The 16679-nt window shown below is 64.4% G+C and carries 12 protein-coding genes and 2 pseudogenes; 7 read left to right on the forward strand and 7 right to left on the reverse strand.

Annotated elements, in window-relative coordinates; translation table 11 throughout:
• The first annotated feature begins 113 nt into the window (after positions 1-113).
• Complete coding sequence (locus tag J2X54_RS15935) at positions 114-2039, forward strand: ATP-binding protein (RefSeq protein WP_310181950.1); 1926 nt, start codon at positions 114-116, stop codon at positions 2037-2039.
• A gap of 217 nt (positions 2040-2256) precedes the next feature.
• Complete coding sequence (locus tag J2X54_RS15940; protein WP_310181953.1) at positions 2257-3063, forward strand: oxidoreductase; 807 nt, start codon at positions 2257-2259, stop codon at positions 3061-3063.
• A 66-nt stretch (positions 3064-3129) separates the two neighbouring features.
• Here J2X54_RS15940 and J2X54_RS15945 read toward each other — a convergent pair whose 3' ends face one another.
• The 7 genes from J2X54_RS15945 to J2X54_RS15975 all read right to left on the reverse strand — a co-directional run bounded on the left by J2X54_RS15945 (position 3130) and on the right by J2X54_RS15975 (position 8976).
• Positions 3130-3633, reverse strand: coding sequence for a GNAT family N-acetyltransferase (locus J2X54_RS15945; protein ID WP_310181955.1), 504 nt, complete (start codon positions 3631-3633; stop codon positions 3130-3132).
• Between the two features lie 2 nt (positions 3634-3635).
• Positions 3636-4100, reverse strand: coding sequence for a redox-sensitive transcriptional activator SoxR (soxR, locus tag J2X54_RS15950; RefSeq protein WP_070252321.1), 465 nt, complete (start codon positions 4098-4100; stop codon positions 3636-3638).
• Positions 4097-4534: a YeeE/YedE family protein gene (locus tag J2X54_RS15955; protein ID WP_310181961.1), complete on the reverse strand. Its 438-nt coding sequence runs from the start codon at positions 4532-4534 to the stop codon at positions 4097-4099. Before J2X54_RS15955 ends, soxR begins: the two co-directional genes overlap by 4 nt.
• A 10-nt stretch (positions 4535-4544) precedes the next feature.
• On the reverse strand, positions 4545-5012 hold the full coding sequence (locus J2X54_RS15960; protein ID WP_310181962.1) for a YeeE/YedE family protein: 468 nt from the start codon (positions 5010-5012) through the stop codon (positions 4545-4547).
• Positions 5009-5350 carry a metalloregulator ArsR/SmtB family transcription factor gene (locus tag J2X54_RS15965; protein ID WP_310181964.1) on the reverse strand — a complete coding sequence of 114 codons (342 nt, stop codon included), beginning with the start codon at positions 5348-5350 and terminating at the stop codon, positions 5009-5011. Before J2X54_RS15965 ends, J2X54_RS15960 begins: the two co-directional genes overlap by 4 nt.
• A 132-nt stretch (positions 5351-5482) precedes the next feature.
• Complete coding sequence (locus J2X54_RS15970) at positions 5483-7204, reverse strand: methyl-accepting chemotaxis protein (protein ID WP_310181967.1); 1722 nt, start codon at positions 7202-7204, stop codon at positions 5483-5485.
• 188 nt (positions 7205-7392) lie between these two features.
• Entirely contained in the window at positions 7393-8976 is a 1584-nt protein-coding gene (locus tag J2X54_RS15975; protein ID WP_310181969.1) for a GH39 family glycosyl hydrolase, read from the reverse strand.
• Between the two features lie 221 nt (positions 8977-9197).
• On the opposite strand from J2X54_RS15975, the gene J2X54_RS15980 reads away from it, so the two are divergent.
• From J2X54_RS15980 to J2X54_RS16000, 5 genes and pseudogenes are all read left to right on the forward strand, one after another.
• The gene (locus J2X54_RS15980; RefSeq protein ID WP_310181971.1) at positions 9198-9635 is read left to right on the forward strand and encodes a hypothetical protein; all 438 of its coding nucleotides are present in this window, start codon (positions 9198-9200) and stop codon (positions 9633-9635) included.
• A gap of 129 nt (positions 9636-9764) precedes the next feature.
• Entirely contained in the window at positions 9765-13202 is a 3438-nt protein-coding gene (locus tag J2X54_RS15985) for a GDSL-type esterase/lipase family protein (RefSeq protein ID WP_310181973.1), read from the forward strand.
• 161 nt (positions 13203-13363) lie between these two features.
• A complete protein-coding gene (locus J2X54_RS15990) occupies positions 13364-14575 on the forward strand; it encodes a DNA-binding transcriptional regulator (RefSeq protein WP_070252335.1) in 1212 nt (403 codons plus the stop codon).
• Positions 14576-14652: 77 nt separating this feature from the next.
• Positions 14653-15807 (forward strand): annotated as a pseudogene (locus J2X54_RS15995) (fumarylacetoacetate hydrolase family protein); the annotation flags it as partial.
• A 111-nt stretch (positions 15808-15918) separates the two neighbouring features.
• A pseudogene (locus tag J2X54_RS16000) lies at positions 15919-16629 on the forward strand (SDR family NAD(P)-dependent oxidoreductase); the annotation flags it as partial.
• Positions 16630-16679: the final 50 nt, after the last annotated feature.

Genomic DNA, 16679 nt, shown 5'->3' on the forward strand with positions numbered 1-16679 from the left:
GGAGGCGTGACGCTACACCGTATCGAAGCTTATGTGAGCGGCGTTACGCTGAACCTGATACCCCAACACCCAATCTGTGACATCATGCACCCCCACCCTAGAAGCCGCGCACCATGCCCACCACCACGCCCCAATTTACCTTGCGCCGTTACCAGGAGCTTTTCGAACAAGCCCCGGTCAGCATCCAGATCCTGGCGCCGGACGGGCGTACCGTCCGGGTAAACAAGGCATGGGAAAACCTCTGGCAAATTCACGAAGGCACGGCCTTGCGGGACTTCGTTTTCAGCGCCGACTACAACGTGCTGACCGATCCGCAACTGCTCGAGAGCGGCATCGCGGCACTGCTTCGGCGTGCATTCGAAGGCGAGTCGGTCGAGATTCCATCGGCCCGCTATGACGTCAGTGCGCTCGGCGGCGAGGGGCCGGCGCGGTGGGTGACGGCGCGCGCGCATCCGATCAAGGATGGCGAGGGCAATATCGTCGAGGTGATGCTGATGCATGAAGACATCACCCAGCGGGTGGAAAGCGAGAATGCGCTGCGGCTGCGCGAAGAACGGTTCCGCTCGCTCGTGATGGCGACCTCGCAAATCGTCTGGACCAACACGCCGGATGGCCGGGTGCTCGAAGATTCGCCGTCGTGGCGCGCGTTCACGGGGCAGACCTACGACCAGTGGAAGGAATTCGGCTGGCTCGACGCCCTGCATCCCGATGACCGCGCGCCCACCGAGGCGCTGTGGCACACTTGCGTCGCGGCGCGCGCCGTGTTCGAGACCAATTACCGCATACGCTGCACCGATGGCAGCTACCGCTGGACCGCCGTCAAGGGTGTGCCCATCCTGGCGGCCGACGGTTCGGTGCGGGAATGGATCGGCGCCAACACCGATATCCACGACATGGTCATGGCCGAGCTGGCGCTGGCGCAGCGGCTCGATCGCGAGCAGCGCACCAGCGCGCTGCTTGGCAAGGTGGCGCAGGCGGCGCGCACCTTGCACAAGATCCTCTCGACCGAGGAGATCGCCAAGACGCTGGTGGCGGAAGTGCGCGACATTCTCCAGGCGCACCAGGCCATCGTCGCGCTGGCCGATGCCGGCACCGGCGTGATGGCGGTCCATGCCGTCTCGGAATCGGCGCATTACGCGCCGACTGCGCCGGTGCCGGCGGCCGGTCGGCTGGCGGTGCCGCTGATCGACCGTGCCGGCAATCACCTGGGCATGATCGAAGCGGTGGACAAGATCGATGGCGCTTTCACGGTCGAGGACGAGGCCATCCTGGTGCAACTGGCATCGATCGCCGCGACCGGGTTCGAGAACGCCCGGCTCTACTGTTCATTGCAGGAGCAGGATCGTCGCAAGGATGAATTCCTGGCCATGCTGGCCCACGAGCTGCGCAATCCGCTGGCGCCGATCACCTCCGCTGCGCACCTGCTGCACCTGAAGGCGTCCGATGAAGCCCTGGTGCGCAGGTCGGGCCAGATGATCGGCCGGCAGGTGCGCCACCTGACGTCGCTGGTGGACAGTTTGCTCGACGTCTCGCGCGTGACGCACGGACTGATCGAGCTCGCGACCGCAGTGATCGACCCGATGGGCATCGTGGCTGCCGCCGTGGAGCAGTCGCAGCCGCTGATCGCCGCCCACCAGCACGTGCTGACAACCAGCGGCGACGCCGGCGGCGCGGCCATCGTCGGCGACCCGGTGCGGCTGACGCAAGTGCTCGTCAATCTGCTCAACAATGCCGCGAAATATACGCCGCCCGGCGGCCGTATCGAGGTGACCATTGCGCGGCATGGCGAGGTCGTCTCGATCGAGGTGCGCGACAACGGCATCGGCATCGATGCGCAGCTGCTGCCCCAGGTTTTCGACCTGTTCGTCCAGGCCGAGCGGTCGGCTGACCGGTCCCAGGGTGGGCTGGGCATAGGCCTGGCGCTGGTGCGGGAAATCGTCGCCCTGCACGGCGGCCAGGTGGCGGCGTACAGCGCTGGAGCAGGGCAGGGCAGCACCTTCTCGCTGACGTTGAATGTTGCCGCTGGCGCCGTCGCATAACGCCGCCGCCGCAGTGCGCTTGTCCGACGCGGCTGCGAGGTGTCGGCGCCGTCCACGCTCTCTCCAGATTTCGGTATACACGGAAACAAAAACTATTATATGATGATCGTCATATTTTAAGTGAGGCGCAGTGCATCCTCACTTTTTTTGACATAAAAATATGATGATCGTCATATTTCTGTGTTGACCTCAATTCATCCAATCAGAAGGAAATGTTATGACGACCCCCACAGTTGTACTGGTCACCGGCGTCTCATCCGGCATCGGCCGCACGACCGCCGAGCAATTCGCCCGGCGCGGCTGCGAGGTGTACGGCACCGTGCGCAATCTGGCCACGGCAGCGCCATTGCCGGGCGTTACCCTGGTGGCGATGGACGTGCGCGACACCGACTCGGTGCAGCGCGCCGTGACCGACATCATCAGCCGCGCCGGCCGCATCGACGTGCTGGTCAACAACGCTGGCATGAACATGACCGGTGCCGTGGAGGAGACCAGCATCGCGGAAGCGCACGTGATGTTCGAGACCAATGTGTTTGGCGCCATGCGCACCATCCAGGCGGTGCTGCCGCAGATGCGCCAGCAGCGGGCGGGGCGGATCGTCAACATCAGTTCGGTCCTCGGATTTTTGCCAGCGCCGTACATGGGACTGTATTCGGCGTCGAAACATGCGCTCGAAGGCCTGTCCGAATCGCTCGATCACGAAGTGCGCCAGTTCGGCATTCGCGTCACGCTGGTCGAGCCGGCGTATGCCAAGACCAGCCTGGAGGCCAATTCGCCGACCGCCCAAGCCACCATCGCTGCCTACGACCGCGAGCGCACGGCGTCTGCGGCGGCGGTGGTGCGTGAAATTAACCAGGCGCCTCCGCCCGATAACGTGGCGGCGACCATCGTCGAGGCGGCTCTGGGTAAGTGGCAGATGCGCAAAACGCCGCCCGGTCCGGCTTCGCTGCTCAGCAAGTTGCGCCGATTTATGCCGGCGGGTCCGGTGGATGCGAGTTTGAGGAAGCAGTTCGGGCTGGGGTAATTCGGATCCGACAAGGGGAGAATGGCGGTGCAGACCAAGGCCGATATCGGCCGTAGATAAAGATGACTACAAAGTCTTGATCCAGACTGCCGACTCTCCATCCCCTCCAATGTGCACAAACCCCAACCCCGAAAACAACCGCTCTGACCGCCCATTCCCCACATCGATGTCCGCGCCCAGCCTTGCCAATCCAACGCCCGGCGCAACATCGAGCACTGCCAGCAATGCCTCCCGCATCAATCCGCGTCCCCAATACGCCTTGGCCAGCAAACACCCAATCTCCGCCTGGTCTCCTGCAAAATTATGCAGGCCGACCACGCCGATCATTACGCCGTTCGACTTGAGCACCACGCCCCATTCGATCGCCACGTCTTCAACCAGGTTGCGCTCGATGCTGGCGACTGTTTGCAGATACTCGTCGTCGATCGTGAAGGCCGGGTCCGAAGCGTAGCGCATCACCTCGGGATCACCATAAATTGCGGTCAGGTCGGCGATATCGCCCAGTTTTACCGAGCGTAGCAGCAAACGCTTCGTCTCCAGCACCGGCAGCGAACGGGGTAGGCGGCGCATGGTCATTTCTCGAACGGCCGGTCCAGCAACACCGCCCCCGTCCCATTCGCACCCAGGGCATCGCCGCCATTACGCAGCGGGCATTCAGTGGTGGACAAGCATCCACAACCGATACAGCCATCGAGCTCGTCGCGCAACCGCGTCAGGCGGGCGATGCGTTCGTCGAGCTCGGCGCGAAAACTCTCGCCCAGCTTGCGCCACTCCCTGGCGCTGACGATGCGGTCTTGCGGCAGCTTTTGCAGATATGCGCTGATGGTTTCTAGCGGGATGCCGGTGCGTTGCGCCACCTTGATCACGGCGATTTGCCGCAGCACGCTGCGCCCGTAGCGGCGCTGGTTGCCTTCTGTGCGCCAGCCCTTGATCAGGCCCTTCGATTCGTAAAAATGCACGGTGGACACCGCCACGCCGCTGCGGCTGGCGACGTCGCCCACCGTCAGCTGGGTTTTTTCGGGATCGATTCGGTTCATCCTCCTGGCCTCCCGTTCGATTGGCGCCACCGCTCAACCACCTCGAAGACCCCCATCCCCACCAACATACTCGCCACAAACACCAGCACCTTGCCATTACCCGTGACAAGCAAGGCCAGCGCCGGCCCAGGGCACAGGCCGGCCAGCCCCCAGCCGACGCCGAAGGCCAGCGCGCCCAGTACCAGGCGGCGGTCGATGCGGGTGGCGGTGGGCAGTTGCAGTGGCGCCCCGGTCAGCGTGCGCTGGCGCCTGGCGGCAAGCGCAAACGCCGGCAACGCGACGACGATGGCGCCGCCCATCACGAACGCCAGCGACGGGTTCCACGATCCGGCCAGGTCGAGAAAGCCCAGCACCCGCGCCGGGTCGGTCATGCCGGAGACGATCAGGCCCAGTCCGAATACCAGGCCCACCAATAGTGCAATCAGACTTTGCATGGTGTGCTCCTCAAGCCAGCAGGTGGCGCACGACGTACACCGTGGCAAAGCCGGCCAGCATGAAGGTGGCCGTGGCCACCATCGAGCGCGGCGCGCGGCGCGACAGGCCGCACACGCCGTGGCCGCTGGTGCAGCCGGCGCCGTAGCGGGTGCCGATGCCCACCAGCAGGCCGGCCACGACCAGCACGGTGGTGTCCGCTTCAAGCGTAACGGCGGGCAGCGAGGCGGCCAGCCCATAAACCAGGGGCGCGATGACCAGGCCGCCGATGAAGGCGACGCGCCAGCCAAGGTCGCCGCCGGTCGATGACCGCCTGGTGCCAGGCAAGCCGCCCAGCAGTCCGCCGAGCAAGCCGCCCAGCACACCGCTGATGCCGGCGATTTTGCCATTGAATAAAATCAGCGCGGCGCAGGCCGTGCCGATCAGCAGGCCGCCGGCCAGCGCGGTCCAGGGGGCGAAGTTGATCCAGTCGATGGTCATGTCGGGCTTTCGAGGGGAGTGGGGCAATACAAGGTGTACAGCACGCGCAGGACGGCGGCCGCTTCCGCGCTCGCCAGGCGGTAATAGATCTGCTTGCCCTCGCGCCGGGTATCGACCAGTTGCTCAGCGCGCAGCACGCACAATTGCTGCGACAAGGTGGGCTGCAAGATGGCAAGCGCGTCGGCCAGTTCACTCACGCAGTACTCGCCTTGCGAGAGCTGGCAGAGCAGCAGCAGGCGGTCCGGGTTGGCCAGCGCCTTCAGCAAGGCCGAGGCACGCGCCGCTGCCGCCTGCATGGCCTGCGGATCGATAGCGGCAGGTGGGGTAATGGTGGACACCGTGGATCTCCAGGAAAAACAATATATTGAATTGTATATTGTTTTTTCGGAGCCGGGCCCGGAACGAAAAAAAAGCCGCAGCGGCGGGCGCCGCGCGGCATGAATCAGTTAAAACGTCAGTTAAAAAATTAGTTAAAACTCTTCCCACTCGGTTTCGTTGGCCTTGGCGGAAGCCTTTACCGCCGACGCAGCCGGCGCCGATCTGGGCACGCTGGCCAATTGCCGCACCGGCGCTTTGCCGGCCGGCTTGACGGCCGCCACCGGCCGCGCCATCGTGCGTACCGGTGCTGCCGATGGCGATGCCATCTCGTCGAGCTTGAACACGCTCACCGCCTGCGCCAGCCGGCCGGCCTGTTCCTGCAGGGCAGACGTGGCGGCTGCCGCTTCTTCCACCAGCGCGGCATTCTGCTGGGTCACGGTGTCCATGGAGGTGATCGCTTCGTTGATCTGTTCGATCCCCATTTCCTGCTCGCGGCTGGCGGTCGTAATTTCACCGACGATGGAGGTCAGCTTCTGGACACTCGCGACCACTTCGCTCATGGTGACGCCGGCGGTGCCCACCAGCTTGTTACCGGCTTCCACCTTGCTCACAGAGTCGCCGATCAGCACCTTGATTTCCTTGGCGGCGCTGGCCGAGCGCTGCGCCAGGTTGCGCACTTCCGACGCCACGACCGCGAAGCCCCGGCCCTGCTCGCCGGCGCGCGCCGCTTCCACCGCGGCGTTCAGCGCCAGGATGTTGGTCTGGAAAGCGATGCCGTCGATCACCGAGATGATGTCGACGATCTTGTTGGCGGACGTGTTAATCGAATCCATCGTGTCGACAACCTGCGACACCACGTCGCCGCCCCGCAAGGCCACCGCCGCCGCAGACTGCGCCAACTGATTGGCCTGGCGCGCATTCTCGCTGTTCTGCTTGACGGTAGACGTCAGTTCCTCCATCGACGAGGCGGTTTCTTCCAGCGCACTGGCCTGTTCCTCGGTGCGCGACGACAGGTCCATATTGCCGCTCGCAACCTCGGTGGTGGCGGTGGCGATTTCCTCGGTGCCGTAGCGTACTTCGCCGACGATTTTCTTGAGGTTGTCGTTCATCTCCGCCAGCGAGGCCAGCAACATGCCGATCTCGTCTTTGGTGGTGACCGTGATGCGGCTGGTCAGGTCGCCTGCCGCCACGGTGCGCGCCACTTCCAGCGCGCGGTTGACAGGGATGGTGATCGAGCGGGTGATGATCACGCCGATGACGATGGCAGCCAGCGCGGCAAGGGCCGACAGTACCAGCGTGGTCACAATGGCAGCCTTGCCATCTTCGTGGGCTTTGACACCCGAGGCCTGCATCAGCTTTTCCTGCACCGACACCATGCCCTTGAGGGCCTCCAAGAATTTGTTCTGTGGCGGGCGCAAGTCTTTCAACACGTATTTGCCGGCCGCCTCGGCCTGGCCATCGCGCAGCAGCTTGGCGGCAATGTCGCGTGCCTGGCCGTAACCGGTGCGCGCTTCGACCAGGCTGGCGAATGCGGTCCTGCCAGTTTCGCTGTTGATCATGCCCTTGAGTTGCTCCAGCAGCTTGCTGTTCTTCTGCACCGAGTCGTCGAGCTTGGCCAGCGACGACGAAACCTCGGCCGGGTCATTGGCGCCGATGGTGGCATTGCGGAGGAACCTGGCCTGGGCGTTGACTTCGTCCACAATCGACTTGGTCAGCATCACCTTCACATAGCGGTCCTCGAGGATATTGTCCGTGTCCTCGTTGATGGAATGGATGCGGGTGATGGCGATGGAGGCCACTGCAATGAGCAACAGCAGCACGATGCCGAAGCCGACAGCCAGCCGGGTACCGATTTTGAGATTCGAGATATTCATATTGTTCGCCGTTGGAAATCAAAAGTTCGAGATCCCGGGGGCGAGGGGACGGCAGCGTGATGCAAAGCCAGAGGCGGGTTGGGGCGCCTGGTAATTACTTGGTGTGCCTCACTTTACACAGTTAATTTCCAGGTGACAAGAAATGGATGAGTCTGTATGCCCCGCGCTGTGCACGCGGAGCCATTTTCTCAACGTTGGGATTGCTGCAAATTGAGCAAATACACATCGTTCTCCCTCAGCGGCAGGCTGGTGGAAAAGCGCCCGTCCGCGCCCACCCGCACCGTTTTCTGCGCCGATGGCTTGCCGGTGGCCATGTCTTTCAGCGCCGTCACCTGCGGCCTGGTCAGCTGCCTGGGCGAACCCATGCCAATGAAACCGGTGTAGGCGTCGTTCTGCTTGTAGCCCACTTGCGAGACGGTCAGCGTGTACGCGCCCGGTTTCAGGCCGGCGACCTTGACCGCTACCTTGCCCTTGTCCCTGGCCGGCAAGTCCTGGATGAAGTACTGCTGGTTGTTGATCTTCTCGGGCAGGGTATGGGTGTAATCCCACAGCAGCACTTGCGCATTGCCCTGGCCGTCGGTGGTGGCGTACGAGCGGGCGTCAGTGTTTTTCAATTCATTGGGCGCCAGCTGGTTGAGGAACTGGTAAGCGAAATAGGCGGGTTTCTTGATGCCCTGGGTGTTCATCAGGCCGAAGCCGCCGTGGAACGCCTCGAAGCGCGGTCCCGCTTCCTCGAAAATATCGGTAAACACCCAGTAAGACATCGACTGCGCCGCAGTGCCCACCTGCTTGAGTTTTTGCAGGATGTACGCGGCCTGGTGGTAGCTGTCGTGGCTTGGATCGGACGGCGTGTACGACGAGCTCCACTCGGTGTAGTGCAGCGGCAGCGTGGGCATGGCGGACGCGCCGATTTCACGGCGGTTGCGCAGCACGTCGGCGCTGATCGCGCCTTCATCCTTGTTGAGCACCGTGCCTTTCTTGCCGAATTCGTCGAGGAAGCCCTGGCTCACGCCATAGGTATGGGTGCTGATGAAATCGAGCGGCACGCGGTTCTTGTCGGCGTAGGCGATGGTCTCGGGGATCCACGCGGCGCCGGCGGTGGCGGGGCCGCCCACGCGGTAGCGCGCATCGACGCTCTTGATGGCGCGCGCGGCGTGCGCATACAGCTTGAAGTAATCGTCCTGGGTGCCGGCCCAGAACCCGTCCAGGTTAGGTTCGTTCCACACTTCGAAGTACCAGCTGGCCACTTCGTCGGCGCCATAGCGTTCGGTCCAGTGCGCGGTGAGCGCTTTTACCAGCTGCTCCCACGCCTCGTAGTTCTTGGGCGGCGTGACATTCCCGCGCCACCAGAAAATGGTCTTGTCGCCGCTGGCCATTTGGGACGGCATGAAGCCCAGCTCCACGAACGGCTTGATCTTGATGCTCAGCAGGTAGTCGTACAGCGCGTCGATGTACTGGAAGTTGTAGTGCTCCTTGCCTTGCGCATCGACGTGGTACACGGCCATGTCGTCGCTGAGCAGGCCGTGCATGCGGATGTACTTGAAGCCAGCGTCGCGCTTGATCTCGGCGAGCTGCTGCTGCCAGTCGGCGCGCAGGCCCTCGTTGGCGCGGCCGGCGCCCACAGCAAAATTGAAGGTGGCCGGCAGCGGGCCGGCAACCTGGCTGACGTTGACGTCGATGACGCGGTCCTGGGCGGTGGCGCAGGCCGGCGCCAGCATGGCGGCGGTCAGCGATAGTTGACCTATCAGCTGTGCGATTTTTTTGGTTTGCATTTGTCTCTCTCCATTGGTAGCACCATGTCCATGGGGTGCACCATTCTGAAAGAGACGCCTGCCAGCTGCAACATTGAAAATGCGTTTTCGCGCTTACGAAATTCGCCAAAATGATGTCGGCAGCTTCGCAGAATTCGTATCGAATCTGCATTTACAAGCCACGGTGAAAATACTATATTGATAAGTCTTCGCCACCCGGCGCGTCTCAAGAAAGGACTACCATGGCCATCCGCACGCTCACCGCCACCTGGACCGCCGGCATCGGCAGCGTTGGCAGCGCCACCGCCGTCATCACGCTCGACACCGACCTGGTGACCACCGCCCCTGGCAACACCATCCCCATCGCCCAGGTCCAGGATCTGACCGTGACGGTGCAGGGCGCCCGCGCCGGCAACGGCACCTTCGGCAAGGACGACTTCAATGCCGTGCAGTTTTACGCCAGCTTCCCGCTCGACTTCAGCCAGCCGCTGATCGGCCAGACCGGCAGCGACGGCGCCCTGGCCTACGGCACACCCGACGCGCAGGGCGGCGCCGGCGACTTCAACCTGCTCTCCGGCAGCGGCGGTGCGGGACCGGCCGGCGTGGCGGCGTTCACCTTGGCCACCAATGGCCGCAACGATCCATCGGACGTGCTGGTGATCGCTTCGATCAACCCTTGAACTTTCATGGCCGCCTCGCGTGATACGCGGCGCGGCCAATATCATTCGTCCGCTTGGTGAATTTCGCAATTGCGGCAGCTGTTTGCTGCTTGCAGAATGAACGCAAAATAAAACCCAGCGAGACAATCGATGACGTATTCCCCCCGCCGCGCGCGCGCCTTGGCTGCGACCGCGCTGGCATGCGCGTTCGCCTGCGCCACCCCTGGCTTTGCTGCCGTCGCCCGCCAACTGACGCTCTACAACGGCGCGCCGCCGGCCGGCTTCCACGTCACTGTCGCCGATTCCGAATCGAGCACCGTGCTCGCTGGCGCCACCGCCTCGGTCACGCCGCCGCCCGGCACGCCCACGCGCCAGGTCATCGCTACCCGCACCGGCAAGGAGCTGTCGCTGCAATGGAAAAACGCCTGGTACGCGGCGCTGCGTGTCGACGGCGGCCAACCGCTCGATCTCCGGCCGTATATGGCAAGCGGTGTGCTGGCGCTGGACGTGAAGGTCGATGAACTGGCCAGCGGCGGCCTGGCCTTCAAGGTCGGTTGCGGCGACCAGTGCGAACGCGCCGTGTCGTACGTAGTGCCGGCCCGCGCGGCGCAGGGCAAGGGCTGGCAAAAGCTGTCGTATGCGCTGAGCTGCTTTGTGCGCGATGGCGCCGATTTCACCGCTGTGAAGCTGCCGTTCGCGCTGGAGGCCACTGGCGCCGGCAAGGTCTCCATCTCCAATGTGCGCTTGCTGCGCTCGGCAAAGCCGACGCTGGCGTGCCCCGACTACCGCACCGCGTCGGTCACGCCCGATAAACTCAACGAGTCGTGGTCGGTCGGGTGGTGGACTGGCCGCCATGAGCAAAAGCTCAAGGAGGCCGCCGCGCTGGGCAAGAAGGCGCAGGTAGTGTTCATCGGCGACTCGATCACCGAAGGCTGGGAAAAGAGCGGCGCTCCGGTCTTCCAGCAGTACTACAAGCGACTCGATGCGCTGGCGCTGGGCTTCGGCGGCGACCGCACCGAAAACGTCTTGTGGCGCCTGCAGCACGGCGAAGTCGATGCCATCGCGCCCAAAGTCGCGGTGCTCATGTTCGGCACCAACAACACCGGCCACCGCAAGGAAAATCCGGTGACCACGGCGGCCGGCATCAAGCGCAATATCGAGGAACTGCGCCAGCGCCTGCCGGACACCAAGATCCTGCTGCTGGCGATCTTCCCGCGCGGCGCCACTGCCGACGATCCGGCGCGGCGGCTGAACGACCAGGTCAACGCCATCATCGCCGGCTTTGCCGACAACCGCCACGTGTTCTACCTCGATATCGGCCGGTCTTTCTTACAGCCCGATGGCGCGCTGTCGAAAGACATCATGCCCGACCTGCTGCACCCGAACCAGAACGGTTACGAGATCTGGGCGCGGGAAATGGCGCCGACGCTCGACCGGCTGCTGGGCGGGCAAGGCGCCAGCCCCAATGCGGCTCCTGGCGCCGGATCCAGCTACGCCTGGCGCCCGGTCGCCATCGGCGGCAGCGGCTTCATCTCCGGCATCATCCCCAGCAAAACCCGAAAAGACCTGATCTACCTGCGCACCGACGTCGGCGGCGCCTACCGCCGCGACACCGCCAACGGCCGCTGGGTGGCGCTGACGGACTGGGTGTCGGACCAGGAAACCGGCATCCTCGGCGTGGAGTCGATCGCCACCGATCCTGCCGCGCCCAACAAGCTGTATCTGTCCACCGGCGTCGAGTACCTGAACGGCGGCGCCAGCGCCATCCTCAAGTCCGACGACTACGGTAATACCTTCAAAAAAATCGACGTCACCAGCCAGTTCAAGATCCACGGCAACGGCATGGGGCGCGGCAATGGCGAAAAGCTGCAGGTCGATCCGGCCAACGGCAAAATCCTCTACATCGGTACCCGCGCCAACGGCATGTTCAAGAGCGTCGATGAGGGCTTGACGTGGCAGCACCTGCCCGGCCTGGACGTGACCACCACGCCGCCCAACAACAATGGCGTGAGCTTCGTGGTGCTCGATTCGTCCGCTAAGCCGGCCAGCAAAAAAGACGGGGCCACCCAGCGCCTGTTCGCCGGCGTCTCGCGCTTCGGCAAGAACGGTCCGAACATGTACGTCTCCGACGACGCCGGCCGCACCTTTCAGCCGATGGCGGGTGGCCCGGCGCACCTGATGCCGCACCGCGCGGTGCTGGCCGATGGCGCCCTGGTGGTCACGTTTGCCAAGGGCGCCGGTCCGTGGGGCGACGTCGCCAAGGGCGAGGGGCTGGAAGAGGGCGGCGTGTGGCGCTACGATATCGCCGCCGGCACCTGGCGCGACATCTCGCCGCCGCTCAACCGCGCCTATGCCGGCATCACGGTCGATCCAGGCAATCCCCGGCGCATGATCGTCACGACCATCAATTACTACCGCTACTCCAAGGGCCGCATGGGCGACCAGTACTTCGAGACGCTCGACGGCGGCAACAGCTGGAAGAGCATCGTCGACCAGGGCGTGAAAATCGACCCGAACGGCGTGAGCTGGATCGGCGGCAGCTTCATGCACTGGGCGGCCAGCATCGAGTTCGACCCGTTCGATGCGCGTTCGCTGATGGTCGTCTCGGGCAATGGCCTGTTCAAGTCCACCGATATTCACGCCAGTCCCGCGGTCTGGAAGTTCGACGATGATGGTATCGAGGAGTCGGTACCGCTCAACCTGGTCAGCATCCCTGGCGGCCCGGTGATTTCGGCCATCGGCGACTACGACGGCTTCCGCCACAGCGACGTTACGCAGTACTCGCCGATCCATACGCCGAGCATGGGCACCACCTGGGGGCTGGATTTTGCGGCGCAAAACCCCAACGTGGTGGCGCGCGTGGGCAGCGCCATGTACGTCTCGCGCGACATGGGCGTGACGTGGACAAAGACCGCCAGACTGCATGGCGAAAAGGGCCAGCTGGCGCTGGGCAGCGACGGCGCCACCATCGTCCACAGCCCGGAAAAGTCCGCAACCAGCTACTACAGCCGCGACGGCGGCGACAGCTGGTTGCCGGTAGCAGGCCTGAATGGCGCGCGGCCGGTGGCCGATCCAATCGATGCCAGACGGTTTTACGCGGTGCGGGGCGCCAGCTTCCTGGTCAGCCGCGACGGCGGCGCCTCGTTCGCACCGGCTGCCACGCTGGCATCGGCTACGCAAGCGCGGGCCGTGGTGCGCGCGGCGCCGGGACGCTCGGGTGACGTCTGGGTGCCGCTGTACGATGGCGGCCTGGCGCGCACCACCGACGCCGGCGTTTCCTTTGCGGGCCTGCCCGGCGTGAGCTACGCGGCCGCCGTCGGTTTCGGCAAGGCGGCGCCGGGCGCCAGCTATCCCACGGTGTACATCTGGGGCACGGTGGGCGGGGTGCGCGGCGTGTTCCGCTCGACCGACACCGGCGCGACCTGGCTGCGCATCAACGACGACCAGCACCAGTACGGCGGCCCGGGCGACGCCCAGTTCGTCATTGGCGACGCCAATACCTTCGGCGTGGTCTACATGAGCACTGCCGGCCGGGGCATCGTCTTCGGCCGGCCTTTAGCCAAGGGAGAACCGCCCCCAGCCAACTGACTCCTGCACCAGGCGCTTGTGCAAAGTAACAAAAGTACTAAAAGTAACAAGATTTCGCCTGAATTCCTCAGTTCGTGACGGAACCATGTCACAATACTCGTCGCGCCAAAAATCTGGCGTGCTGGATTGTGTCGTCCCGATAGAGGTGGTTGAAGATGCAGATGAAGTCTCATCGTATCGCACTGTTATTTAACGCAAACAAGATTTTCGACCGCGAGATCATCGCGGGCGTCGCCGCTTACCTCGGCAGTACCCGTGCCGCCTGGGATTTGTTCCTGGAAGAGGATTTTCGCCTGCGCCTGTCGGGCCTGGAGAGCTGGCACGGCGACGGCATCATTGCCGACTTCGACGACCCTGCCGTGGCGGCAGCCCTGTCGCGCAGCCGTATCCCGGTCGTGGCCGTGGGCGGCTCGTATGCCGACGACAGCAGCTATCCCGACGGCGTGCCCTACGTGGCCACCGACAATTTCAAACTGATCAAGCTGGCGCGCGACCACCTGATCGAGGCCGGACTGCGTAATTTCGCCATGTTCAGCCTGCCGGAGGCGCAGGAAAACCGCTGGGCCCAGGAGCGCGAAAAGGCGTTCCGCACCTTGATGGCCGAAGACAAGATGGAGGCGCAGGTGTATCGCGGCCTCGGCACCAGTGCCGCCGCCTGGGACGAAGCGGTGGAGCAGCAGATCCAGTGGCTGCACAGCCTGCCCAAGCCGGTCGGCATCATCGCCGTGACCGACGCCCGCGCGCGCCAGCTGATGCAGGCCTGTATCATCGCCGGCATCGAGGTGCCGGAACAGGTGGCCCTGATCGGCATCGACAACGACCCGCTGGCGCGCATGCTCACCCGCATACCACTGAGTTCCGTGATCCAGGGCGCGCAGGAGATGGGGCGCACCGCCGCCCAGTTGCTCGACCAGATGCTGCACGGCGCCCGCCTGCAGGGCACGCGCGTGCTGGTGCCGCCAATCGGCATCAATATCCAGACCTCCACCCGCCACGAAGCGGCCAAGCACCCGCACGTGATGCGCGCCCGGCACTTCATCCGCCAGTACGCGTGCCAGGGCATCAAGACCCACCAGGTGGCCGAATACGTGGGCATTTCGCGCTCGTCGCTGGAGTCGTACTTCCGCCAGGAGCTCGATTGCAGCGTGCACGACGTGATCCTGCGCTTCAAGCTCGATGCGGCCACCGAGATGCTGGCGCAGGGCGACCGCACCATCTCGGACGTGGCGCTCAGCTGCGGCTTCACGTCGGTGCAGTACATGCACGCGGTGTTCAAGCGGGAGCTCGGGTGTACGCCGCGCGCTTACCAAGATAAGGCGAAGGATCAAGCCAAGGATCAGGCCAAGGCTGGCCGGGAGCAAGCCTGCGCGTAAATCATGACCGCGCTTGGTGAGTTTCATAATTGCCGCCCCCGGGGAATCGGGTCAAAATCCTCTCGCAGTTTGCCTGCATGCCTGGAGAGAGAGAGACCTTGGAAAATAATATTAAAGCAATGCTGCCGGACGACTTGAGCCGGGCAGTGATGGTAGGCCGCGTGTGGTGTATAGATGGCCCCTGCGTGGTCGCGGTACGCAACGGCGAGGTGTTCGACATCTCGGCCCATGCACCCACCATGTCCGATTTGCTCGAGCGCGACGACGCCCTCGAGATCGCGCGCAGCGCGCCGGGCGCCTCGCTCGGCCCGGTGCAGCAGCTGCTGGCCGATGCGATGGCCCGCAACGCCGATGACGATACCCCCAAACTGCTGGCACCCTGCGACCTGCAGGCCGTCAAGGCCTGCGGCGTGACCTTTGCCGTGAGCCTGCTCGAGCGCGTGATCGAAGAGCAGGCCAAGGGCGTGCCTGCCCGCGCCGCCGAACTGCGCGCCGAGATCCAGACCATCATCGGTTCCGACCTGTCGGCGATTCGCCCCGGCTCCGACGAAGCCCAAAAGCTCAAGGAAAGCCTGATCGCGCGCGGCATCTGGTCGCAATATATGGAAGTCGGCATCGGCAAGGATGCCGAAGTGTTCTCCAAGTCGCAGCCGATGGCCTCAGTTGCCAGCGGCGCCGACGTCGGCCTGCACCCGGATTCGAAATGGAACAACCCCGAGCCGGAAATCGTTTTGGCGGTCAATAGCCGCGCCCAGGTGCGCGGCGCCACGCTCGGCAACGACGTCAACCTGCGCGACATCGAGGGTCGCAGCGCCCTGTTGCTGGGCAAGGCCAAGGACAACAACGGCTCGTGCGCGATCGGCCCGTTCATCCGTTTGTTCGACGAACACTTCACCATCGACACTGTGCGCAACGCCGAAGTGCGGATGCTGATCGAAGGCCAGGACGACGACTTCCGCCTCGAAGGCAGCAGCCGCATGCGCGAAATTAGCCGCGATCCGCTCGACCTGGTCGCCCAGACCTGCGGCCCGCACCACCAGTACCCGGACGGCTTCATGCTGTTCCTGGGGACGATGTTCTCGCCGATCAAGGACCGCGATGCGGCCGGCGGCGGCTTTACCCACCACCTGGGCGACCGCGTCACCATCGCCACGCCGTCGCTGGGCGCGCTGGTCAACACCGTGCAGCGCAGCGACCAGATCGCGCCGTGGACCTACGGCACCCGCGCGCTGCTGAACCGGGCTCGGGGTACCGAGGTTGCCACGCCAAGCGCAGCGCAACCGAAACCCGACACCACCTTCGAGCAGCCGATCTACCCGAGCCTGGCCGGCAAGCGCGTGGTCGTCACCGGTGGCGGCAGCGGCATCGGCGCCGGCATGGTCGAGGCATTCGCCCGCCAGGGTGCGCGCGTACACTTCCTCGACATCGCGGAAGCCGATTCGCAGGCGCTGCAGGCCAAGCTGGCCGGCCTGGCCGTGCCGCCCCTGTTCGTGCCGTGCGACCTGACCAACCTCGCCACCGTGGCGAAAGTATTCGCCGACATCGGCCCGGTCGATGTCCTGATCAACAACGCCGCCAACGACGATCGTCATTCGCTCGCCGAAGTCACCCCGCAGTACTGGGAAAACCGCATGGCCGTCAACCTGCGCCACCAGTACTTCTGCGCCCAGGCCGTGGCGCCGGGCATGCAGGCGCAGGGCGACGGCGTGATCCTGAACTTCGGTTCGATCTCGTGGCACCTGGCGCTGCCGGACCTGACGCTGTACATGACCGCCAAGGCGGCCATCGAAGGCATGACGCGCGGCCTGGCCCGCGACCTGGGCCAGCACAATGTGCGCGTGAACTGCATCGTGCCCGGCGGCGTGCGTACGCCGCGCCAGGAAGCGCTGTGGCACACGCCGGAAGAGGAAGCACGTATCCTGGCCGGCCAATGCCTGAAGGCGCGCGTGGAAGTCGATGACGTGGCGGCGCTGGCGTTGTTCCTGGCGTCCGACAGTGCGCGCCGTTGCAGCGGCCGCGATTACTATGTCGATGCCGGCTGGTACGGAGCCTGAACACGATGAGCAATCAGACTAGCAATCAAATGAGCGACCTGAATGACATG

The sequence above is a fragment of the Duganella sp. 3397 genome (genome assembly GCF_031456625.1).
Taxonomy (GTDB): Bacteria; Pseudomonadota; Gammaproteobacteria; order Burkholderiales; family Burkholderiaceae_D; genus Rugamonas; species Rugamonas phyllosphaerae.